At 50.1% G+C, this 22,234-nt stretch carries 20 protein-coding genes; 12 read left to right on the top strand and 8 right to left on the bottom strand.

All coding sequences use genetic code 11. From position 1 onward, the window contains the following. Window positions 1–47: 47 nt before the first annotated feature. From MKX51_RS08705 to MKX51_RS08695, 3 genes are all read left to right on the top strand, one after another. Window positions 48–368: a YtrH family sporulation protein gene (locus tag MKX51_RS08705; RefSeq protein WP_036721610.1), complete on the top strand. Its 321-nt coding sequence runs from the start codon at window positions 48–50 to the stop codon at window positions 366–368. 51 nt (window positions 369–419) lie between these two features. Then, window positions 420–923 carry a hypothetical protein gene (locus MKX51_RS08700; RefSeq protein ID WP_340942256.1) on the top strand — a complete coding sequence of 168 codons (504 nt, stop codon included), beginning with the start codon at window positions 420–422 and terminating at the stop codon, window positions 921–923. Between the two features lie 106 nt (window positions 924–1,029). Continuing rightward, window positions 1,030–1,332, top strand: a complete 303-nt coding sequence (locus tag MKX51_RS08695) for a YtpI family protein (protein ID WP_076082940.1) — start codon at window positions 1,030–1,032, stop codon at window positions 1,330–1,332. A gap of 148 nt (window positions 1,333–1,480) precedes the next feature. On the opposite strand, the gene MKX51_RS08690 is transcribed toward MKX51_RS08695, so the two are convergent. Further along, complete coding sequence (locus tag MKX51_RS08690; RefSeq protein WP_340942257.1) at window positions 1,481–2,815, bottom strand: DRTGG domain-containing protein; 1,335 nt, start codon at window positions 2,813–2,815, stop codon at window positions 1,481–1,483. A 307-nt stretch (window positions 2,816–3,122) separates the two neighbouring features. Then, the gene (locus MKX51_RS08685; RefSeq protein WP_036721603.1) at window positions 3,123–3,407 is read right to left on the bottom strand and encodes a hypothetical protein; all 285 of its coding nucleotides are present in this window, start codon (window positions 3,405–3,407) and stop codon (window positions 3,123–3,125) included. Between the two features lie 184 nt (window positions 3,408–3,591). Between MKX51_RS08685 and MKX51_RS08680 the strand changes: the two genes are divergently transcribed. After that, window positions 3,592–4,167, top strand: a complete 576-nt coding sequence (locus MKX51_RS08680) for a hypothetical protein (protein ID WP_340992079.1) — start codon at window positions 3,592–3,594, stop codon at window positions 4,165–4,167. Between the two features lie 93 nt (window positions 4,168–4,260). On the opposite strand, the gene MKX51_RS08675 is transcribed toward MKX51_RS08680, so the two are convergent. Continuing rightward, the gene (locus MKX51_RS08675) at window positions 4,261–4,602 is read right to left on the bottom strand and encodes a YlbF family regulator (RefSeq protein ID WP_340942260.1); all 342 of its coding nucleotides are present in this window, start codon (window positions 4,600–4,602) and stop codon (window positions 4,261–4,263) included. Window positions 4,603–4,955: 353 nt separating this feature from the next. On the opposite strand from MKX51_RS08675, the gene MKX51_RS08670 reads away from it, so the two are divergent. The 7 genes from MKX51_RS08670 to MKX51_RS08640 all read left to right on the top strand — a co-directional run bounded on the left by MKX51_RS08670 (window position 4,956) and on the right by MKX51_RS08640 (window position 12,357). After that, window positions 4,956–6,323 carry a YheC/YheD family endospore coat-associated protein gene (locus tag MKX51_RS08670; RefSeq protein WP_340942261.1) on the top strand — a complete coding sequence of 456 codons (1,368 nt, stop codon included), beginning with the start codon at window positions 4,956–4,958 and terminating at the stop codon, window positions 6,321–6,323. Between the two features lie 10 nt (window positions 6,324–6,333). Continuing rightward, the gene (locus MKX51_RS08665; RefSeq protein WP_340992078.1) at window positions 6,334–7,512 is read left to right on the top strand and encodes a YheC/YheD family endospore coat-associated protein; all 1,179 of its coding nucleotides are present in this window, start codon (window positions 6,334–6,336) and stop codon (window positions 7,510–7,512) included. Next, window positions 7,513–8,886: a YheC/YheD family endospore coat-associated protein gene (locus MKX51_RS08660; protein ID WP_340942263.1), complete on the top strand. Its 1,374-nt coding sequence runs from the start codon at window positions 7,513–7,515 to the stop codon at window positions 8,884–8,886. It abuts the gene before it with no gap. After that, on the top strand, window positions 8,883–9,995 hold the full coding sequence (locus MKX51_RS08655; RefSeq protein WP_340942264.1) for a YheC/YheD family endospore coat-associated protein: 1,113 nt from the start codon (window positions 8,883–8,885) through the stop codon (window positions 9,993–9,995). The genes MKX51_RS08660 and MKX51_RS08655 overlap by 4 nt, the downstream gene beginning before the upstream one ends. 28 nt (window positions 9,996–10,023) lie before the next feature. Continuing rightward, a complete protein-coding gene (locus MKX51_RS08650) occupies window positions 10,024–10,542 on the top strand; it encodes an N-acetyltransferase (protein ID WP_340942265.1) in 519 nt (172 codons plus the stop codon). Further along, window positions 10,524–11,654 carry a YheC/YheD family endospore coat-associated protein gene (locus tag MKX51_RS08645; RefSeq protein ID WP_340942266.1) on the top strand — a complete coding sequence of 377 codons (1,131 nt, stop codon included), beginning with the start codon at window positions 10,524–10,526 and terminating at the stop codon, window positions 11,652–11,654. Before MKX51_RS08650 ends, MKX51_RS08645 begins: the two co-directional genes overlap by 19 nt. 259 nt (window positions 11,655–11,913) lie before the next feature. Next, window positions 11,914–12,357 carry a DUF6843 domain-containing protein gene (locus MKX51_RS08640; RefSeq protein ID WP_340992077.1) on the top strand — a complete coding sequence of 148 codons (444 nt, stop codon included), beginning with the start codon at window positions 11,914–11,916 and terminating at the stop codon, window positions 12,355–12,357. Here MKX51_RS08640 and MKX51_RS08635 read toward each other — a convergent pair. From MKX51_RS08635 to MKX51_RS08625, 3 genes are all read right to left on the bottom strand, one after another. Beyond that, a complete protein-coding gene (locus MKX51_RS08635; protein ID WP_340992076.1) occupies window positions 12,336–13,160 on the bottom strand; it encodes a class I SAM-dependent methyltransferase in 825 nt (274 codons plus the stop codon). The two genes, MKX51_RS08640 and MKX51_RS08635, sit on opposite strands and share 22 nt — an antisense overlap. Before the next feature lie 219 nt (window positions 13,161–13,379). Next, entirely contained in the window at window positions 13,380–13,988 is a 609-nt protein-coding gene (locus MKX51_RS08630) for a CPBP family intramembrane glutamic endopeptidase (RefSeq protein ID WP_340992075.1), read from the bottom strand. A gap of 16 nt (window positions 13,989–14,004) precedes the next feature. Beyond that, window positions 14,005–14,367 (bottom strand): hypothetical protein, encoded by a 363-nt coding sequence (locus MKX51_RS08625; protein WP_340992074.1) that lies wholly within the window; start codon window positions 14,365–14,367, stop codon window positions 14,005–14,007. A 699-nt stretch (window positions 14,368–15,066) separates the two neighbouring features. Here MKX51_RS08625 and MKX51_RS08620 point away from each other — a divergent pair. Continuing rightward, window positions 15,067–16,725: a restriction endonuclease gene (locus tag MKX51_RS08620; RefSeq protein ID WP_340992073.1), complete on the top strand. Its 1,659-nt coding sequence runs from the start codon at window positions 15,067–15,069 to the stop codon at window positions 16,723–16,725. Between the two features lie 81 nt (window positions 16,726–16,806). Here MKX51_RS08620 and MKX51_RS08615 read toward each other — a convergent pair whose 3' ends face one another. Both MKX51_RS08615 and MKX51_RS08610 read right to left on the bottom strand, forming a co-directional pair. Beyond that, window positions 16,807–17,265: a hypothetical protein gene (locus MKX51_RS08615; protein WP_340992072.1), complete on the bottom strand. Its 459-nt coding sequence runs from the start codon at window positions 17,263–17,265 to the stop codon at window positions 16,807–16,809. A 208-nt stretch (window positions 17,266–17,473) separates the two neighbouring features. After that, window positions 17,474–22,201, bottom strand: a complete 4,728-nt coding sequence (locus MKX51_RS08610) for an RHS repeat-associated core domain-containing protein (RefSeq protein ID WP_340992071.1) — start codon at window positions 22,199–22,201, stop codon at window positions 17,474–17,476. Between the last annotated feature and the right edge of the window lie 33 nt (window positions 22,202–22,234).

Raw genomic sequence — 22,234 nt, 5'->3', positions numbered from 1 at the left:
GACAGGCAAAAGCCAGGCCGCCGCCTGATCTAAGGAGGGAGCTTTTTATGGATATTTTCTTAAGCAAGGCCGTCCTCGACTTCTTCATCGCCTTCGGCATAGTGCTGGGCGGAGCGATGCTGGGCGGAATCGGCGCCGTCGTCTCTCTTCAGCCGCCAACCGATACCATGGTGGAAATCGCAGACCGGATTAAGATATGGGCACTAGCTGCTGCTGTAGGCGGAACCATTGACCCGATGCGGGTCATTGAGAGCAATATGCTGGGAGGCAATCTCTCCCCGGCGATCAAGCAGATTCTCTATCTGGTGTTCGCCTTCCTGGGCGCTCATATGGGCAGCGAGCTGGTCAAGTGGGTATGCGGCAAGTAGAACCATCACGCCTCCAACCAAATGCCTATAGATCAAGGGGTGAAAAGATACATGCGACTTCCGCCGTTTGACCGCTACCGCCGTTTCTCGCAGATTGCTGCTGTGTTTGTGCTGGGGATGATTGTGGGAGCCGCCCTGTACAACGCCATTTATCATATGGGCTATAACATACTCTGGGTCAATAACCAGGCTCTACGGCTGGAGATTGAACAGAACCGGAAAGACATTCTGACGCTCAAAAAATACAACAACACCTCCACCGTCATCCGTGAGATTAAGGTGCGTACCGAGGGCAGCAAGGTCAAGGACAATACGGCGACACTGGACCCGGTGATAGCCAAGGAGGTCCTCAGCAAGCTGTCGGGCGATCTGGAGCCGCTGCGCGGGCGCAGCATGTTCGATATCGATTCCGACGGCAAGCTGGCGCGCCTGCTGCTGGACAGCAAAATCTATCTGGCCCGCGAGAAGGAATACACCGTCAAAATCCGCACCATGCTGGTGATGGAGGGCGTGCTGCAAATCTGGGTGGAAATCAGCCCTTATAAGCGCAGCTGAGGCGCAAATCATGATACAATAGTGGACAAATCACAATCACAGGATACAGAGTGCCCGGCTGAGGCTACGCTGACTGCCCGGTCTTCCACAAAGGAGCTGTCCGTTCATGATTATGTTCATTAAGTATCTGCTGTTTGCCCTGCTCGTTATCTTCATGGTATGCGCCGCCGCGTACAGCATCTCTTCCCGCAGAACCGCCGACCCGCTCATACAAGGCACCAGACGCTCGATCATGAATATGCTGCTGGGCGGAATGCTGGTCACGCTTTCACTCATGTCGATGTTCATCTTCCGCGGCTCGACGCTTAACGTGGTCATTGAGGCTGCTTTTCTGCTGCTGGGCCTGTTCAATATCTTCTCGGGACTGCGCAGCTTCAGCTACTACAGCCGGATGCGCAGCGGAAGCTGAGGGTTCAGCCGCCGCCCATACAAATAGACCAGTTGCCCCTCCTGATCGCCTGCAGGACAGCCCTGGTCTAATTAATATTTTTCCGAAAATGAATCCTCGTTCATCGTCACTCTCATCGTTATTCACCCAGCATTACCCGCTTATCCCGCTACCCATGGTCAATCGACTGGAGCATCAGAACAGCCTTGGCTACAATGGTATCCATATAGCTGATCTCGATCTCCAGCTTGCAGGTGCGGCGGCTGATCTCCAGCAGCTTCGGCATGACGGTGATGGAATGCTCGATCTGTACCGGACGGATGAAATAGGTGGACATATTGTCCAGTACATAGTCGTTCCCGGTGATGTCCTTGGCTGCTTTGAAGGCGGACAGGGTCATCAGGGTGGACAGAACCCCTTCCGAGATCGTCCCCAGATCAGTTGCCATCTGCGGGGTAATGAAGCCGTGGAAGAATAATCTTCCCTCCTCATCCCGCTCATCCGCGAACCCGTTCCAGATCAGATGATCGAACGTCTCTCCAAGCTGCGGCTGATTGCTGGCGTCGCGCAGGCTCTGCAACACTTCACGCCGGGTGACCGACCCTACCAGCTTGCGGTTGCGGTCCACAATGGGCAGAAAATCGATCCCCTCCCACATCATAATCTGCGCCGCCGAAGCCAGCGAGGTCTGGAGTGCAGCGGTGACCGGACTGCGCACCATCGCCTTTTCAATAATTTGCCCTTCGCTGAGATCCTCCACATCACGCCGGCCTATTATCCCGATGACCCGGTTCCACTCATCCGTGACCGGGAACCGCTGCTCGCCGCTGGCCTGCGACAGTTCACGCAGCTCTCCTACGGTGCTGGAGATTTTGAGTGTATTCAGGCGCAGCTTGCCCTCCACGATATCCTCGACCAGCATAATCTTCTTCTTGATCAGCCGGTCAAAGATCGCGCGGTTAATCATCGAAGCCACCGTAAATGTATCATGCCTGGACGAGATGACCGGCAGGTCCAGCGCATCAGCCAGCGCTTTGACCTCGCGGCTGGTGCCGAAGCCCCCCGTTACAAGGACGCCTGCCCCCTGCTCCAGTGCAAGCGAGTGCACATCATCGCGGTTCCCTACGATCAGCAGACTGTCCGCATCGATGTACCGAATCATGGCATCGACCTTCATCGCACCGATCACATATTTATGAAGATGCTTGTTCAGCCCCTCTGCTCCGCCAAGCACATGCCCCTCGACGATATCCACCACATCCGCGAAGGTAAGCTGTTCGGAAATATTGCGCGGCTTCTTCTCCACCCGGACCGTGCCAATCCGTTCCTTGGTGATGACGATTCCCAGGTTCTCCGCTTCCTTCACTGCACGGTAAGCCGTACCTTCGCTGACCCCCATCTCCTTCGCCAGCTTGCGGACGGAGATCTTGGTTCCCACCTTCAGACTTTCAATGTGCTGCAGCAGTTGTTCATGCTTTGTGATATTATCGCCTTGACCTTCCAACTGTTACACCCCCATACCCCGATCTGTACTATTCTGTACCCATTATACATGCTGGGCACACCGGAGTACAACAGGTTACACTGTATCTTTCAAAAGTTATGACAGCTCTATGACAAGCAGCTATAAATGTATGGGAGATATGCGGAAAGAACGGGCCTTCCCAGGATTGACATCAATGAGTACAGCCGGGAATATATATATAACACCGCACACCTTACTTCCGGCAGGAGTGGCATGCACAGGTAACCCCCAGTCCGCCGCACAGGCAAACAGGGGGTACTTTTGCACCGTTAGCTTAATCCCGGAACTATGATCTCTGCGATACCCGGCCTTCTTCGTTCCACTGGCCCTGCCACTGTGCAAGCTTGGCCTTGCGGACGGCATCCAGGCGCTTCTGCTTCTCTTCATCCACTCCGATAATAAAATGCAGATGTGAGGCAATAACCAGGAACGCGAAGACACACCAGACAAGACCGAAGCCCAGCACCCAGCCGGAACCATTCTGAAAAGACAGCTTCGGCAGCGCGTATAACAGCATGGCCAGGGCAACCAGCAGATACACGGAATGTTTGAATTTACTTCTTTTTCTCATTGCAGGACCGCTCCTTCGCTCTACAGGATTGTTAGAATGAATCTATATCTCTATTCTATGAACCTGCGGCCTGAAATATGAGACAAGCTGCGTAATTTTTCAGCAGGCTGATCACACCTTGTTAGCAGATTCTATCCTGCATGGCTCGGGTATGAGATGTTATATAGCAAAGGAGTGAATGATCTTGAATCCCATTTATAACCAGACCCGGTACATCGCCCGCAAAAAAATATTCTCTGCGCCGGGCGGAAAGCTACATATCTTGGGTGATTCGGGGGAGCTGCTGCTGTTCTCGGAAATGAAAGCGTTCCGGCTGAGGGAGGACATTACGCTGTACCCAGACGAGACAATGGGGAGGGAGCTGCTGCGGATCAAAGCGCGCAAGATTCTTGATATCAGCTCAACCTATGATGTGTATGATATGGAGACCGGTGAAACGGTGGGCGCACTCCGCCGCAAAGGCCTGAAGTCTCTCATCAAGGACGAATGGGCCATCCTGGACACGCAGGATAACGAGATAGGCACCATTAAGGAGGATAACGCCTTGCTCGCTTTGCTGCGCCGTGCGGTTGCCATCATTCCGCTGAAATATAACTTGGAGATCGGGGGAATGGTGATTCCTGCCTTCCGGTACAGCTTCAACCCGTTTGTCACCAAAATCACTGCCGATTTCTCAAAGGACACCCACGGCAAGCTGGACCGCCGTCTCGGGATGGCCGCTACTATTCTACTGTGTCTGGTAGAGGGCAAGCAGGATTAACGAAGTGTTAATAAAAGGGTGATTCCAGAGCCGTATGGCCCTGAAATCACCCTTTTTCTGTATCAGAGAGTATCCCCGATGCGCTGCCGGTGCTTATTGTGCGCCGTACATTTGGGACAGGCTGTCTGTGATGATTTTGTTCACATCTTCGATGACTACACTGAGGCGGCGTTCTGCGTCGAACAGACGGCGGATGCCCAGGTTCAGGTTAAGCACCTCAAAGAGCTTCTCCATCTTCTCCATGTCCTCCTGTGGAGGCATGTCCCCGCTCATCATCCGCTGCTGCAGCTCAATCTGGCTCTGGCGGAAGTTGTCGAGCATCGCCTTGCTCTCCGGATCTGCTTCGATCACCTTCATTGCACTGGTAATATCAGATACCTCACTGCTGTCTTTAATGGCACGCGCCAATTCATGCGCCTTGTCAATCACGTTCATTCTATTTCCTCCTCCAAATAATGTTCGTCTCTGCTTCGCTTCCAAAGCCCCCGCTCATTCAGCAGGCAGCGGATCTATGCCTGTTCAGCAGCCAGCCCAGGGGCTGTCTGCGCCCAAATTTGACAGCCGCGCAAGTTCCAACCAGGCAAGCCTACTTCCTTCTGTGCTCCCGCCCTCCGGTCCAGGGCGCGCCTGCCAGCCCCCTGGATGCCGGCGATATTAATCCGCCCGGCACGGCTTTTTCGGGAATAGGTCAATCACCAAGGGTCAGATGTCTCCATATGATGAATGATATGTAACCCTCAAGATTCATATTGCCGGCACCATGCTTGCCTACCGGAAGGAGATTCACGATGTCTAAGCTAAAGATCCCGGTTCAAACGGTCCACTCGGGCATCCTGCAGGAAAATGCTGTAATGCTAGGCGACAAATCCATGAAGAGGCTCAAAATACCGGCGCACGGAACCATTCAGCTGAACTTCGGCTCTTTCCGGCAGGAGGTTACCGTAATTCCTGTTCCCAAATCCGACAGTCTGCGCGTTAGCGAGGCACTCGCCCGGCGGCTTGGCTTAAGACAGCGCTTGACGCTTAACGCTTCCTACAGCACCGGCAGCCGCATTCTGCGTCTGGGGCCGATGATTGGCGTCCTGGTGAGCCGGGACCATCCCGAACAGCCGGAGCGGGTCTTCGGCCAGATCACCATGTTCTGCCGGGAGCTGACTCATGCCTGCCATGCACAAGGCGCTTATGTCTATTTCTTCACCCCGGAAGCGCTGGAATCACGCACCACTACCATCCAGGGCTGGGTCTACGATGAGGGCTGGCGGAAGCTGAGTCTTCCTGTTGCCGATGTGATCAACAATCGGCTGACCACGCGAAAGGTAGAGAATAAACCTAGCGTACAGCATTTTTTGGCAGATGTAAAATCCCGCTACGGAACTCACTTCTTCAACGAAAAGTTCCTAGACAAGACGGAGGTATTCGAGGCGCTGGCTCTAGACCCCGCCCTGCAGCGGTACTTGCCCGAATCGCATGCCCTGAACGGCTTCGCCATACTCAAAAAAATGTGCAGCAGCTACCCCAGCGTGTTCCTGAAGCCGGTACGCGGCAGCCTGGGCAAGGGCATTCTGCGCATTTCCAAGGAGGAAGGCGGCGGCTACCGGCTGCTGTCCACCACTCCGATGGGTACACGCAAGCAGAGCTATTCCAGCCTGGCGAAGCTATTTCAGTCCATTGCCCCCAAGATGAAAACCACCCGCTTCCAGATCCAGCAGGGTCTCTCCCTGATGGAGCTTGGACGGCGGCCGGTCGATTTCCGGGCACTGGTACAGAAGAACGGCACCGGCAAATGGGGCGTCACCTCCATCGTGGCCCGGACCGCCGGAAGTAATCATTTCGTATCCAATCTTGCCCGTGGCGGTACGCTCAGTACAGTCAAGGAGGCCGTCAGCAAAAGCAGTCTTCCGGCCGGTGTCAAAGAGAGCACCCAGATTCAGCTGCCCAGAGCAGCGCTGGCCATTGCAAGAGGGGTTGAGACCTACATTCCCGCCCATTTCGGGGAACTCGGCATCGACCTCGCACTTGACCAATCCGGCCGGATCTGGCTGCTGGAGGTCAACTCCAAGCCGTCCAAGAACGACAACACCCCCCTGAATGATCAGAAAATCAGACCCTCAGTCAAACAAATGATTCTATACTGCCGTTATCTGGCCGGGTTATAAGGAGGACATCATGACCACAACAGCAATGGGGTTCCTTGGCATTATGACAGGCCGTCGCCACGGGATTCCTCCCATCGCAGAGCCGGAGTTCTGCAGTCATCTCTGCCGTGCGGCCCCGCTGTATGAGTTGAAGGTCCTGATCTTTCATCCGGAGGGTGTGGCTGCAGACGGCTCCTATGTCCGCGGATATGAGTGGCAGAACGGACAATGGGAGCCTGTGCAGGCTCCGGCGCCCGACATTCTCTATAACCGCTGCTTCTACCGGACACCGGAGGAGAAAAGAGCAGCAGCGGCTGCCCTGTCTGTATTGACCCGCTGTCTGCCCTGGTCACGCGGGCTTCCTGATAAATGGGGAGTCTACGAGATTCTGCGGCGCAGCCCCGCTGCCGCCCCCCTGCTGCCGGAAACTGAGCTATACAGCAACCGCGAAGCGCTTGGCAATATGCTCGCCGGAAGGGAATACGGCGTCTTTCTGAAGCCCCGGACCGGCTCCCACGGCAAGCGCACCCTGCACGCCGTACTGCTCGGCAGAAGCGAAGGCGGCGGAGTGAAGGTGCGGGGCAGAGACCGGGATAACAAACCTTTTCAATATGTTTTCGGTACGCTGGACGAAGGTCTGGAATGGATCGGCCGCTTCATCGGCCAGCACCGCTATATCATACAGCCTTACCTGCATCTCACCGGCAGCGGAGGACAGCCGTTCGATGTACGTGTTCTGATGCAGAAGAACGGCACGGGTGCCTGGACCCTGACCGGCATGGCCGTCCGGCTCGGCACCCGGGGATCACTGACCTCCAATCTGCACGGCGGAGGCACGGCCGTTCCTGCTCTCCCCTTCCTGCTGGACGAATACGGCGCGGGAGGAAGAGACCTGCTGGAGGAGCTGACCCTGGCGTCTGCGCTCCTGCCTCCGCTGCTGGAAGAATCCTGCGGCAGACTCGGAGAGCTGGGCCTGGATTTTGGCATCGATGCCGGAGGGAGAATCTATCTGCTGGAAGCCAATTCCAAGCCAGGGCGCACGGTGTTCCGGCTGACGGGCGACCGCCGGGCTGCTAGACTCGCCGCCGAGAACCCGCTGCGCTATGCGCGCCATCTGCTGCTTACCTCAAGCAGCCATCACAAGCTGCCTCCCGGGCAGCTCCGTTCACACGGGAGAATGATATCTATGGTTCCAAAGGAGGATTCATAAATGGGTCTCACTTTTTGCAATGTACATTTCACCAAGCAGCCTGATCGAGTAGTATATGTCTCGGGTGAACTGATGAGAAGCCTGAAATTATCCGGCAAGAAAAATATCCGCCTGCGCCTCGGAAAAGATGCCATTCCGGCCACGATCAAACCGATCAAGCGTGCCGGCAAGCACCTCTTCCTGGCCTCGGGCGTCAAAAGCGCCATCAAGGTCCCGAAGTCCGGCGGCATCTACCTGCGCAATCTGCAGAATGACGAGGTGCAGCTCGGACCGCTGGTCGGTGTGCTCTCAGACGGACCCTCTTCTGCTGCGCAGCCCTTCGGCTCCCGCACCGGCTTCATCAAGCAGCTGCTGCGCGAAGGCAGCAACAAATGCTACATTTTCGCCTTCATGCCGCGCGATATCGACTGGCAGCAGGAACAGGTCAACGGATATTTCCTGACGGCAACCGGCCGCTTCGAGCGCAAGCTGGTGCCCCTGCCGGATGTAGTCTATAACCGCCTGCCCAGCCGCAGAGCTGAGACCTCCCCTTACATCAACCAGCTGCGCGAGCGCTTCGGACGCAAGAAGATTCCGTACTTCAACTGGAGCTTCTTCAACAAATCGGATGTCTACCGGCTGCTGGAGAATGACGGGGCAGCGAACCGCTTCGTGCCTGAAACGCACAGTAACCCCAGCTCCGAACAAATGCGGGATATGCTCGACCGTCACCACTTCGTCTATTACAAACCCTCGGCCGGCAGCCTGGGACACGGCATCTACCGCCTGACCTACCTGCCGAAGAAAGGGTATTTCGCCCGGTACCGCAGGAACGGCAAGAATGTGCTGCTGCGCTTCACCAGCTTCGACAGCCTGATGCGTATGCTGCGGGGACGCCATGGGCAGAGCATGCAGAACTATGTGGTCCAGCAGGGTATCCGCCTTATTGAGATTGACAACTGCCCGATTGATTTCCGCTTCCACATGCACAAGAACGGCAGCAATCAATGGGTCGTCGTCGGAATCGGGGCCAAAAAAGCCGGACGGGGCAGTGTCACCACTCATCTGAAGAACGGCGGAGCGCTATTGACCCCGCAGCAGGCCCTCGGCCGTGTGTTCGGGGCCAGATCAGATGAAGTCCTCCAGCGCGCCAAGACCACTGCCGTCAAGCTGGCAGAATCTTTGGAGATCCAGCACCGCCATCTGCTCGGCGAGATCGGGTTCGACCTCGGCATTGACCAGGATGAGGATATCTGGATGTTCGAGGCCAATGCCAAACCGGGACGCTCTATCTTCCGCCACCCCTCCCTGCGCGCTGAGGGCAAAGCTTCCATTGAGCACATCCTGGAGCATTGTCTGTATCTCAGCAAATTCCGCAGGAGGGATGACTTGTGAACAGCCGGATACCCGATCCCAGCAAGCCCGTAATCGCCATTCTGACCACCAGTGACCGGCTTAAGCAGTTCCGCGGTAACCGCAATAACTTTCGCGACATTATCCGTACCGGCAGAGAAATGGGCTATATGGTCTATGTCATCACGGTCCGTGACCTGAAGCTGAATGAACAGACCGTGACCGGCTACGTGCCCTCCGCCAGCGGAAGGCTCTGGTATGCCATTCCTGTTCCGCTGCCGCAGGTCATCTATAACCGGATTCCCAACCGCGAGGAGGAGGAGAAGGCACCGGTCGCGCGCAAAATTGCCGAGTGTCTGGAGCATCCCGAAATCTCACTGTACAATCCGAGCTTCTTCAATAAATGGAATCTCTTCGAGTGGCTCAAGGAATCCAAAGCAACCTCGAGGCATGTGCCCAAAACCCGGCGCCTGCGCAGCGCAGCGACCCTTACCGCGATGCTGAAGAATCACGAGAGCCTCTATCTCAAGCCGGAGAAGGGCAAGGCGGGCAAAGGCATCATGCGGCTGGGATACCGGCCGGACACTCTCCTTCCCTACCGGCTGCAGATTCAGAGCGGCAAAAAAAACACCACCTACAAAGCCGCGTCTGTCGAACGGCTATGGGCCCGGATCGGCCGGGAAAAAGGGTCCGCCCGCTATATTGTCCAGCAAGCCATCGTGCTTGCCGGACACCGCGGCCGCCCCTTCGATCTGCGGGTGCTGCTGCAGAAGAACGGCCGGGGCGCCTGGGCGGTAACCGGCATCGGCGCCCGGCTGGCCGGGGCCCGCAGCATCACCACCCATGTGCCGCGCGGCGGCAGCATTGAAGACCCCTCCAGCATGCTGGAGGGAACCTTCGGGCCCGAGCAGGCAGAGGTTATCCTGAAGAATGTCTCTACCACGGCGCTGCTGGTGGCCCGGCAGATTGAGCGGGCTTCATCCAGCATGCTGGGCGAGATGTCGATGGACCTCGGGGTCGATGAAGAAGGCGGAGTATGGTTTTTTGAAGCCAATTCCCGCCCGATGAAATTCGACGAGCCGGCCATCCGCAAGCTGTCGCTCGAACGCATTTTCCAATACGGCAATCATCTGTCCCGACAATCCAAATAATCCATTACCCGTCAAAGGAAGTGACACCATGCAGATATCCTCACTCTACGACAGCAATCCCGTACAGTGGGAATCCAGGCGAAACGGATTGCTTGAGTTCCTGAGGGAGTATGGGGAGCAGCGGATTACACTTCGCGGATGCAGGAGGCTGGCCCGGCTGACAACGGATCAGCTCGCCCTGCCGGGGGTCTCCCTGCTCGTTGCCACGGTGCGGGGTCAGAACGGCCGCCAGCTCGCAGGCGTCAGCTTCGTGTCCGGCTTCGGCAAGGAGGCCTGTGTAGTCGCCGTCCATCCCCTGTACCGGAACAGGCATACGGGCACAGCCCTGCTTGCTGCACAGCTGGAGCGCCTCGGGCAGCTGGAATGCCAAGTCGCCTGCGACAATGCAGCCAGCCTCAAGATGTGCTTCAACATCGGCCTTTCCGCTGTTGATCTGGTCACCGGACCTACAGGCAAGCCCACCCTGCTCTTGCGTTCCCCGAGGAGCGAAGTTGATCCCGCCATTCTCCCGCAAGGAGGTGAACTCCTGTGCCAGAGCCCGTCCTAGGCATCCTCACCCTGTATATGAACGACGCCAAGCAGCTCGAAGAGAAAAGTGTATACCGGAGGATGATTATCGAAGGCAGCCGGATTGGATTGGATGTCTTTGTGTTCACCCCGGCAGATGTACATGTCAGCAAGGACCTGATCAATGCCATGGTCTATGATGTCAAAAGCGGAGTATGGTCGCGCAAATGGCGCTCCTTCCCGAATATGATCTATGACCGCTGCCGGATTCAGCGCAGCCAGCGCTTCCAGCAGCTGCTGCGCTTCCGTGCGCGGTACGACCATCTGACCTTCCTGAACCGTCCGCTGCGCAATAAATGGACGGTGCATCAGACCTTCTCCCAGCGGAGCCGCTTCCGGACCCATATGCCGGAGACGCTGCTCTACCAGTCCTCTGCCGATCTGCACCGGATGCTGAAAGTAAGCCCCGTCGTCTACGTCAAGCCGATTAACGGCACCGGGGGGCGCGGCATCCTGCGGATCGAACGCCAGCGTGAAGGCAAGTCCCTCTTCGATATCCAGGGACGCCGCCAGAGCCGCCAGATCATCGCCCCGCGCAAGGTGTCGCTGAACCGGCTGGAGACCATCGTCCGCCAGTGGTGCATCAGCGGTAAATTCCTCGTGCAGCAGGGCATCCCGCTGCGGTTGCCCAGCGGCCGGTTCCACGATTACCGGATGCTGGTGCAGAAGAACGGCCAGGGCGACTGGGAGTTCACCGGCATGGCCGGCCGGGTGGGCGCCGCCCGCAGCGTCACCTCGAACCTTCATGGCGGCGGGCATGCCATGAAGGCCGAGACGCTGCTGAAGCAGTGGCTCGGCAGCGAAGATCGGGCCGACAAGGCCATGCGCGCTGCCGAGAAGCTGGGGATCGAGGCAGCCGCCTATCTTGAAGACAGCTTCGGCGCCCTCTGCGAGCTGGCCCTGGATCTCGCCATCGACCGCGAGGGCCGGATCTACGTGCTGGAAGTCAACCCTAAGCCCGCCCGCGAGGTCTTCGCCCGCTCCGGCGACAACAGCACCTACCGCAAAGCGCTGGTCCGCCCGCTGGAGTACGCGATGTGGGTGTATAAGAATAAGAACACGCCTAGTTCTTCTAAGGTGGTTGAGGAGTAGGTTAATATCTAGATAAGACAGTCGTCCCTGCCTTGTGGAGAGCGGCTGTCTTTTCCGCTATCAACTTGACGATTCGTACTGGAATATTGAGCCCTACTATACTGATGCGGCATCCGGAGCAGCTCATTTCTCTAGTTCCAGTCAACACCCGACTTTACTTTTTTATAATTTGACCCCCTTATGATATCTATATTGTATTGTGATGTTACATCCTTCGCAGGCTACATATTTCAATTCAAATTCACGGAGGTTATAGTACATGAAAAAGTTACTATTACTATTCGTTCCTTTGGTGCTGCTCCTTGCATCCTGCAACTCTAATAAAAGCAAACTAAATACATATCTTATTCCAAATAATTATGTGGGCTGGGTACAGATTATTTATAATCAAGAGGGGTTTAACGCTATCAAACAGGATCATGGGAGAAACATTTTTACCATTCCTGAATCTGGAGTATTAAAAACATCCACTCCAGATGTTGAATATGGGATATCTTTCGAAGAATTTTATTACTATGATGAACAAAATAAGCAGCAAAAATTAGATGTCGATCAAATGATCCATGGTCATACTATAGGCGACGGCGAGTCGGTTAGTAGTTCCGGTACAATCGAGGGACCTACGGTGCAGAGCTTTTTCGTAGGAACAGAAGCTGAGCTTAAAAACACTCCTAATCCTGACTATCCTGTTGAAACTCTTTGATATTGAAATAAAACATTTCGATTGGTGATACGCAGTGCTCCCGAACGTTCAAGAGTCCCTTGTAAATAATCGCAGAGTTCATTGAACCTGTCGGTCAGAATATGTAATTGGTCTTCGCTAAAATAGGAGGCCACATATAAAATGAGCGGCGCAGCCGAATGTATGACAATATCATTTTGCAATACGTATTGGGCTGTTACCTTAAAATATTTGCCGAGGATATCCTGGCCATTCTCCAGGTTGAAGTTCTTAACGGCTTCATTAAAAAAAGACAGTCTGCCGTCAAACTTCAGTATGAGCTGCAATAGTTCTCTATAATTGTTCGCGCTTACAGTTGAGGCGTACGCCGTTCCATTAGGAACCAATACGCGGTTGATTTCAGAGAAAATCTTCCTGTGGTCCTGAAAATGGTACAGCAGGTGGTTCGCAATCAAAACCTCAAATGAATGATCCGGCCAAGGCATCTTCTCAGCATCAACGACTTCATAGTGAAACCGATTTAGGGGATCATTGATACTCCCTTTTGCCGTCACTACCATTCCTCTTGAAGCATCAGTCAAGACAATTTCCGATTTGGATGGTAATTTACTCATGTTTTTTTCCCACAACACACCGGTCCCACAACCGATTTCTGCAATCTTCAGACCCTCGGTAAGTCCCAAATGCTCAAATACCCATTCATGCCAATCCCTCTTATGTTCACAATACTGATACAACTGTATTCTTGCATTCAAGCGGTGTTCATTGGAGTATTGGTCTTCAGAAAATTTTTGGACATGAGAAAATAATTCATCCCTGTTCATTAATCTGCACGGCACCTTTCGAGAATAGTATCAAAAAGCGTTCTTTCAAGATCATACTCTGCTTCCGGCAATGAGCATATGAGGTTCCGCATTAATTCACCTGCCCTTCTAAATTATAAATGTGTTTCTTTTATGTAATGGATTATTTAATCTCTAACCCTACTAAACATCCTTTTAATGTAATCAAAGGGAATTTGAAGAGGAGAATGAATGGTAAACCTAATAGCTTCTTTTTATAAAATAAATCCCTATTCCAAGATTGTAAATCGCATGTACAAGGATGGCAGGAATCAAGGAACCTGTATAATAAAACAATAAAGCACAGACCAGCCCATTAATAAATACGATAGCGTAGGCTACATAAATGCCTTTATATTGCGGTACGTGTATGATCCAGAATAGAAAGGAGCTTATAAGAATGACGACTCCGTCGATGATCGGGCTATAACCAATAAACAACCCTATTAATACACCCCTGAAGAAAAACTCTTCAAAAAAGCTTCCCCCCAGTGAACTAACGGCAATACCGCTTGGAGTCTTCAATAATTTATTGATCATTTCCGCACCTTGCGATGGAGGAAGCTCTGTGTTTGTTTTTATGATGAGACCTATGCTAATTAATACTATAGTCGTACCGACGATCAAGCCCAGTAAGGTGACTGAAAGATAAGAGAACTCATCCGGGACAAACAGCGAAACCATAAAGGGCATGATCTCTCCCCACCTAAAAATCCCAATAAGGATCAGACCCAATATTAAAAATGGTGTTAATCCCAGCAAGATTTGCAGCAATAGCTTATAATGCTGTCTCGAACTTAACGAACTCATACCTAAAGTCACCCCTTTATTCATTACCCTTTTTATAAAACACTTGGATCGCTTGTCCTGCAAACTCCACCACATCAACAGGCAATAAGCTTTTATAGATGTCCAGCTTTTGTTCCAGGTACTGTTTTGAATCAGACAGCTCATCTATAGATACAGGTACCCTTTCTAACAGTTCTTTTAATTCTCTCTGTACTTCGTGACTTTCGGGGGGTAGTTCATTTTGGATTGCTGCTTGGAAAAAAGATAACAGCCTCATATTCAACCTATCTAATTCGGATTGTTGAGATTTACCTTTTGGCATTATAGTATCTACCGTGTTTGCTGAGAAATATTGATTTAATATCACTCTTTGATCTTCTTCTAACCGGATAGCATTCATAAGTAACATAAGATCTTCAGTAGTTAAGTCAATTTAATTCATTTCGCTTACCCGGAACAAGCAGTTCAAGTTGCTCATAATGTCTACGTGTCCTAATCGTTGTATTGACTGCGCTGGCAAATTTCCCTATTGTAAGCTCCAACCCTTGCCCTCCTTTGGTTTGTATAAATAAGATCTCATTCATGATGTCTATATTAGACTGTGACGTTACGTCCTTCGCAAGCACATCTTTCGGGAATGTTCGTTCAAGCAGGTTAATGGGAAACACACACAACAAAAAATAGATGTCTATCCAATGATCCACGTTCACCCTATAGGCGACGGCGAGTCGGTTAATAGTCCGAGTTATCACGATGAGCATATGAAATAAAAACTGGCATGAATTATAAATTCAGAAGCAAAGAAAGGATAGTGCACACATGGAAAATGTATTCATATACACATGAAGATTTAGCTGAGGCCGGCAAGGTTCTCACTGGTTTAACCCCTTCAGTGGAGAACAGTTATGCCAAGTCAAAGGCGGGCAGTCCACAAAGAACGCTTTTGGAGCGGAGAATTAAGGCTTTGAGGCTGGCTGTTCAAGCGATTGAGGGAATGTGTTAAAATGAGAATGGTTAATCAAATAAGGACTTAAGTTCTTTACACAAGTTATACAGCAACTACTCCATCCGATGGAGAATCTAGATTAGGTGAAGACAATTGACTCGTTATAATTATTCAAAATACATAGAGAATTCTTATTTGGGATGCAGTAAGGAAATTAAAGGAAGCAGTCCTTTTGATGTAAGGATTAAAGTAGAAAATCAGCTTAATAGATGGAAAGAACAGGAGAAAAAAGCCCGGTCAAGAGAACGTCAGGCGAACTTGAAACTGAAAGCGGAGATTCTAACGTCAGAGGCGATTACAGTAATAGAGAGTTTTCGGTCCCTATTAAATTCTGCTCTTGAAAAAGGACCTCTTTTTAACTGGGACTTAATGTATAACACTGATGTCTTCATTGATTTTTCATTCCCAGATACCGAACCAAACTTCAAAACCTTCAGCTATAAAGAACCTGCTCCGGACTTTCAATTCTACCTTATAAAATATTCTGTACCTAAAGAAAGTCTGAAGCATAAGCTCTTTCCATATTATAAGAATAAGTTAATTAAGCAACACCAGATTGCCAGAGACGCCTTTGATTTAGATTTACAAAAACATGAAGACAACGTTCAAAAATCAATAGAAAATTTCGAAAATGCATTGCAATCCTTTAATTCAAGCAAGAACAAAGCTTACAGTAATTATCTACTTAAAAAGGAGGAATTCGAAAAAGATAAAATTGAGCATAACCGAAATATTGATACCTTCAAAAGGGATTTCGAAAATAATTTGCCTGATGCAGTAACTCAATATCTTGGCATTATTTTAGATAATTCAAACTTGCCAAACGAGCTAAATAAAACATTTGAAATCCAATATGACCAGCATTCAGGAATAGCAGTTATTGATTATTTCTTACCAAATATCGATGAAATCCCAAAAGTCATAGAATACAAATACATCGCTACTCGAAAAGTAATCACTTCCATTGATATGAAGGTTAAAGAGCTTAACCAATTTTACGAAGATACTATTTATCAACTAGCATTAAGGACCATCTACGAAATCTTCACTAATGTTTATATTGAAGAATTCCAATCTATCATATTTAATGGGTGGGTAAAAGGTATAGATAAGTCAACAGGAAATGACTTTACCTCCTGCATTATATCCTTACAGACAAATAACGCAGAATTTGCAGACCTTACCCTATCCCGTGTCTCCCCCAAAGAGTGTGTACGCAAGTTAAAAGGACTCACTGCAGGAAGTTTATCTCAAATGGCTCCAGTAAAACCAATAATGCAAATTAATAAGGAAGATACTCGGTTTGTTGAATCCAAGTCAGTATTAGCCGATTTAAACTCCACAGATAATTTGGCTGAAATGCCCTGGGAAGATTTTGAGCATTTAGTCAGGGAACTATTTTCCAAAATATTCTCAAAAGAAGGGGGAGAGGTAAATGTTACGAGGGCAAGTCGTGATGGGGGCGTAGATGCTATTGCCTTTGACCCTGATCCTATTCGTGGAGGAAAATATGTAATACAGGCTAAGCGATACAATAATGTAGTTGGGGTATCTGCTGTCCGCGATCTCTATGGAACCATGATCAATGAAGGTGCAGTAAAAGGTATCTTAGTGACTACCAGTCACTTCGGTAATGATTCGAGAGAATTCGTGAAGGATAAACCCATCACATTATTAGATGGTTCAAATTTAATGCACCTTTTTAAAGAATATGGGTATTCAGTGCGAATTGACATAAAGGCTAAATCTTAAAGAATAGAATTCTGCCTGATCTCCTAAAGCGGGCAGAATTCTATATATTCGTCAAAGTAGATTTTCAGAATATGCAAACTTTCAGCGCTCCTGAATTCCTCCTATATTAGCCCTTTTCCACTTCACCTTATAATTGAAGTCATGTATCATGCTTGCATTTCCTTTTTCATCTTTAGCTATTGATATGAATTCTCCGATGTACTTTTCACTATAAAATTGATGTTTAAATTGAGATAAAAGGTGCTCTATTTCATGATACCTTTTGTTCTCCATGTCTGAAGAAGGATGTGTTCTTGTTGTATCCTTATCATTTTTCCAATTTAAAAATAATTTATAGGATTCAATCTGTAATGAGTATTCCTCAATTGAAACAGGTCTTAGCAAATACAAATCTGACCATTCATCGTTCAGGTCATCAAATGATCGTCCAAAACAATGAACAGTACCATTAAAATCAGCAAATCCGTTTTTGGGACCGTCCCACCAATCAGTAATAAAATATACTCGTTGAAACTCATCTACTGGATTTTCTCTCTTCATAGGTTCACCTCAAAACTCGATTTAGCATTTCACATAATGCTTCATCTTATAATATTATGACTCTTTACATATTCTTTTATATTTAATTTTATATGCTGTTTCCTCTGAGATAATACGAGCATACTTGATCAAGAGAAATGAAACTCCCCGCAGGTAACTGCGGGGAGTTATACCCATAAATCAAAACTATATTTATGAAATCACCCCTTTATTGTTTCCATTTATTCGGTTGGGTATTAAATGTTTTAGACAACGCTTCAGATTCCGCTTTGGTCATAGGATTATTTGGTGGAATTATTGAACCGTGATAGGGGTTACCTTTTGTGGGGTCTGGAATGACATCCCATCCAGGCCCTAACTTCTTAATATCATCAATAGTAGTAACTGAAATTTTACCATTCTGGAAAGGTGTCGGCGATGTAGCTAATACATCTAAATCACTGCATCCAGTATTGCATGAAATATGTCCTCGAGAATCTTTAGCCTGATTTTTCAGTAAATTTTCAGAACTACTTTCGCCACCTCGAACAACTAATGCTTCATCCCCACCCTTAACAGCAGAAGACACTGCATCCGAAACATCGTCCGCTTTGCTAGCCACTTTACTCGTTGCCCGAATCGCCGAACTGCCGCTAGGCACAAATGGAATAGCCGCTGAAGCTACATCTAAAGCTACATATCCAGCATTGGACCAACTCGGGTCCTTCACAAATTCATATGCATCGTATGCAAAAGATGCAATATCCACTATTGTTTCCACGAAATGGCCACTCGGATCCACATAAATCAGCGGATTATTGATGACATAAATATACGGATTCTGGCTGTCGGGGTGGTTCACCCGTCCTTCCCAAGTATCCTCGGTGATGAACCTTCCGATACTTGGATCGTACCATCGTGCTCGCAGGTTCTGCAAGCCGGTGCCTTCATCCAAGTACTCTCCGGCATAGCGGAACGGATTCCCGTATTGGTCTGCTTCCTCCGTCACTGTAGGGTTGCCCCAGATGTCATAATCGTAGGTATTCAGGAGTGACTGGTCTTGCTTGTAGAGATTAACCACATCACCGTGACCGTTCTCAAGGTAGTAACCTACGGTTCCCCATTGGTTCTTCATGCTGAGAAGCTGATAGCCGCGCACATATCGGGCTTTGAAGCTGACATTGCTGCCAGATACGCTGCCTTCCGCGATGAGGTTCTGCCCGTCGTAGTAGAAGCGGGTGGTGCTGCCGTTGTTCCGTTCGCGCATCAGGCCGTCGCCGTCGTATTTATAGGTGGTTGATGTACTGTTGCGGGTGACGGATTTCAGCTGGTTAGCTTTGTCGTAGGTGTACTCCATGGTATCGGTGTGAAGATCCGGTGCCGTGGACAGCAGGGTCAGTCGGTTGCCCTTCTTGTCATAACTGTATTGCTCATTGGCTTCACTGCTGGAGATAATCCGGTTCAGCTCGTCGTAGCCAAACGTTACACTCTGACCGTTCGAATCTCTCTGCGTAATGTTGCCGTTCTTATCGTACGTGTAGCTGTACTGGTTCAGAAGGGTGCTGCTTTTCATATGCTTCAGTCCAGTTAAGCGTCCGAAGCCGTCCTCATACAGATATTGGCTGACCAGTCCATTTCCATAAGTGATCTTGTCCAACACACTTCCGGCATACGTGTATTGGGCTTGTGTAGCTTCTGTAGCCGTGCTGTTTTCTTTGAGCGATACTTTGGTCAGACGATCATCGTTGTCATAGGTGTATAAAGTAATCGCTCCGAATGGATCAGTCATATTCTTGCGAGTACCGCTCTCATTGTATTCATAGCTGACCGTTTTCCCGTCCGGATAGGTAACTTTTCGCAGGGTAGAGTCCCGGTTATATTGATATTGTGTCGTTCCAGTCTCGTCTGTCATAGATTTACGAAGCCCATTCTTGAAATACGTAAAACTGGCGGTTACAGAACTTGTTGTAGAACCGTAATTCCAGGCCGTCAGCTGATTGCGTTCATCGTAGGTATGCTCCGCCGGATTGCCCAGTCTGTCGGTTCCTTCGACCAGATTGCCGTTGTCATCGTACCCATACGTTTCGGTTCCGTTCGTAGAGTCTACCTTTGAAGTACGCTGTCCAAGTTCATCGTAATCATAGGAGGTCTGAATCTGGCCGTCGACGGATTTGTTGGTAAGCTTCCTCAGCTTGTTGTAACCATACGTTGAGGTCTGCTGTAATCCATTCACCGTCTGTGTCAGATCACTGAGCAATCCTAAGCCGTTGCCTTGAAAGGATGTCTCGTTCCCATTACCATCCGTTGTTTGGGCCTTGAATGGGTCTGATCCAACTTCATATGCGGCTGAACGCTGCAAAATATCGCTTTGGGTCGGATCGCTGTTCAACTGCTTGGTGCTGGTCATCCGGCCCAGTTCATCACTCTGCGCTTCCATGGTCGCATTGCTGGTCAGTGTGATCGGTGAAGTCGTCGTTACGGAGCGTAGCATATCATTATAGGAAGCGCCGAATTCAATATTCATAGGTGAAGTAGTGGATTTGACACGTCCTACATTGTCATAATCATAGCTGGTTGTCCGGTTCAGAGCATCCTTCACTCCAATGACTTCACCTAGCCCGTTATATGTGTACGATTGCTTCGTCACCGGTGTATGTGTCGCTGTATTACTATCCATGACGGTATTGGCCGCTGGAGCTTTCACTTCACGGATGCGGCCGAGACCGTCATAGAGACTGATAGTTTTGTTGCCTTCCTCGTCCACGCCTTGCGTAGTGTAGGTCTGATCGGTAGCGTTATACGTATACGTGAACGTCCGTTCCGGCTTAGCAGATTCCCCGGCGATCATGGAGGATTTGATTTTGGTTACTCGGCCAATCAGATCGTATTCCGTTTCGTACTTACGGCTGGCGGCAGTACTTGTACCAGCTTTGACTGCATTCGGATCAAGATAGGCTTTTTCCCAGCCTGTCCCGGAAGTATATTCATACTTTTCTTCCACAGTACGCGTAGTGCCATTCTTGGTCACATTCTGCTTTACACTGATTGGAAATAGGCTGTTGCTGTCATATGTGTAAGTGGTCAGCTGATTGCGGCTGTTTTCCAGCAGAAGCTTCACGGTCAGAACATTGCCATAGGTATCATAGGTGTATTCTGTGATATCCGTCTGTTCAGCCAGATCTACCGGTTTATTCTTATATTTCTGTTCGGATTTGGAGACCTCCGGTTTGGTGGAGGAGACGGTCTGCACGAATTTTTCCGTGACCGGGCTGCCCGTGGCCAGTCCATAGGTGGTCTCTTTCGTAACTGGAATGCTACGGAATGTACTGTGATACGTGTAGGTCGATTTATAGTTCTTGGGATTGGTATAGGTCAGCACATTGCCATACGTATCATAGGTATAGAACTCATCCGTATAGGAAGAGGCCTCGCTGCCATCTATACTGTAATAGCTCTGGCGAACAGACAGGGGAAGCTCAAGTGCAGAATCATAGGTGTAAGCCGTACTTTCTTTGTATTCACCCTGCTTCTCTGCTGTGAAGGTAGTTAGTAAAAGCTTGTTGTTATATGTCTTACTTTCCACCAGCCGGTCCTGAGAAGGCGTTGCCGTATCCGGGTCTGTGAAAGTTCGCATACTGTTCGTCACAGTAAACCCGGCAGTCAGGCTATCTGGATTGCTCTCGCCCGCTGTGCCATAGCCAGAGAAGTTCTTGCCTGCTTCATAAGTGTATTTGGTATACTGCGTCTTCTGAACCGTTCCGGTCGGCCCTTTCAGGCTGTCATATCGTTCAGCGATCCGGTAAAACTCCAGATATCCGCTTGCCCCAAGGAACTTTTTCTGCGCGGCAGCTTCATACACATAATTACTGGATGCACCGGTCGGATAGGTGACCTTAGTCAGCAGCTGGTAGGTTAGTGAACCGTTTGGTTTGCTCGTATCTGCTGTTTCGTAATCAAAAGCAGCAGTCTTTGACGTATACGTGTAGGCTGTCGTCAGCTTCTGGTTGTTTGCGCTATTCGCTGTGTCAATATAGATGAAAGAGTCTACGGAAGACAGCTGCATTTCATTGGTCTGCCCGGAGATGGCTGTCTTATTATAGACCAGCTTGCCGGTCTTGGTGCCGTCGATTGGGTAGGTTACAGTGACCGTGTTTGCATCCGGGTATGCAAAGTTGATCACACGGTTGCCGGTACTTGTAATCGACTGGATGACTGGAATACTAGTTCCGCCGAAAATAGGCTGGTTGACATACGCCACCGAAATCTCATTATTGTAGGCGTCCCTGGTTCCGATCCATTTCCCGGTACTGTCAAAATACTGGACGGTCCGATTCAGGTCAGTCAGCTGATAGGCAGCCGCAAGTCCTCCAATCGTTGTTGTGGTAGTGGCAAAAACTACATTCTGCAGGGGGTAGCCTTCAATGGTGCGGGTACTTCCGCTTCCTGTAATCCGGTAGACGCTGCCGTCTGCAAAATGCAGGAACGGATCAGTACCGCGGATCTCCACCGAGGGAAAGGCGAAGGACCAGCCTGCTCCCAAGTTATACCGTTTCTCGTTATGCGTATTCTTATCTGTGGTAGAGTCATTGGTATAGTAAAAGGGGCTTGCTGTATTCGTGGTGACCGCCTTCGGATTCGCGAGATTGCTGTCCCGTGAGCTGTAAATCCGTGTTATCGACAGATCCAGCCCGTTTCGCCCCGGAAACACAAGATCCGTTGCCGTCAAGCGAAGTACACCGGTGAGATCAGAGACTTCATCATCGCCGGACAGTGTATTCGCATTAATATTGTAAATGGACTTGGTCGTGTCGATATTACTCAGTGCTGTGGAGTTATTAACCGAATCGGCATATACCCGTTCAGGTTCAGGTGTAAAAGTTGGAACCAACAGCACTGCAGACAGCAGGATAACAAGCAAGCGGTGCAGGCCGGAATATTTTCGAGATTCTTTTTTCAAAAGCTTCCCCTCGCTTTATCGGTTAATAGTATC

The organism is Paenibacillus sp. FSL M7-0420, assembly GCF_038002345.1.
Lineage (GTDB): Bacteria > Bacillota > Bacilli > Paenibacillales > Paenibacillaceae > Paenibacillus_AQ.
Note: the sequence above shows the minus strand (reverse complement) of the source record. Positions and strands in the feature narration are given on the sequence as shown.

Excerpts from the sequence above, each read along its gene's own strand:
- MKX51_RS08705 (WP_036721610.1), top strand. The coding sequence starts at position 48 with ATGGATATTTTCTTAAGCAAGGCCGTCCTCGACTTCTTCATCGCCTTC.
- MKX51_RS08700 (WP_340942256.1), top strand. The coding sequence starts at position 420 with ATGCGACTTCCGCCGTTTGACCGCTACCGCCGTTTCTCGCAGATTGCT.
- MKX51_RS08695 (WP_076082940.1), top strand. The coding sequence starts at position 1,030 with ATGATTATGTTCATTAAGTATCTGCTGTTTGCCCTGCTCGTTATCTTC.
- MKX51_RS08685 (WP_036721603.1), bottom strand. The coding sequence starts at position 3,407 with ATGAGAAAAAGAAGTAAATTCAAACATTCCGTGTATCTGCTGGTTGCC.
- MKX51_RS08675 (WP_340942260.1), bottom strand. The coding sequence starts at position 4,602 with ATGAACGTGATTGACAAGGCGCATGAATTGGCGCGTGCCATTAAAGAC.
- MKX51_RS08670 (WP_340942261.1), top strand. The coding sequence starts at position 4,956 with ATGTCTAAGCTAAAGATCCCGGTTCAAACGGTCCACTCGGGCATCCTG.
- MKX51_RS08665 (WP_340992078.1), top strand. The coding sequence starts at position 6,334 with ATGACCACAACAGCAATGGGGTTCCTTGGCATTATGACAGGCCGTCGC.
- MKX51_RS08660 (WP_340942263.1), top strand. The coding sequence starts at position 7,513 with ATGGGTCTCACTTTTTGCAATGTACATTTCACCAAGCAGCCTGATCGA.
- MKX51_RS08650 (WP_340942265.1), top strand. The coding sequence starts at position 10,024 with ATGCAGATATCCTCACTCTACGACAGCAATCCCGTACAGTGGGAATCC.
- MKX51_RS08640 (WP_340992077.1), top strand. The coding sequence starts at position 11,914 with ATGAAAAAGTTACTATTACTATTCGTTCCTTTGGTGCTGCTCCTTGCA.
- MKX51_RS08635 (WP_340992076.1), bottom strand. The coding sequence starts at position 13,160 with ATGAACAGGGATGAATTATTTTCTCATGTCCAAAAATTTTCTGAAGAC.
- MKX51_RS08630 (WP_340992075.1), bottom strand. The coding sequence starts at position 13,988 with ATGAGTTCGTTAAGTTCGAGACAGCATTATAAGCTATTGCTGCAAATC.
- MKX51_RS08625 (WP_340992074.1), bottom strand. The coding sequence starts at position 14,367 with ATGAATGCTATCCGGTTAGAAGAAGATCAAAGAGTGATATTAAATCAA.
- MKX51_RS08615 (WP_340992072.1), bottom strand. The coding sequence starts at position 17,265 with ATGAAGAGAGAAAATCCAGTAGATGAGTTTCAACGAGTATATTTTATT.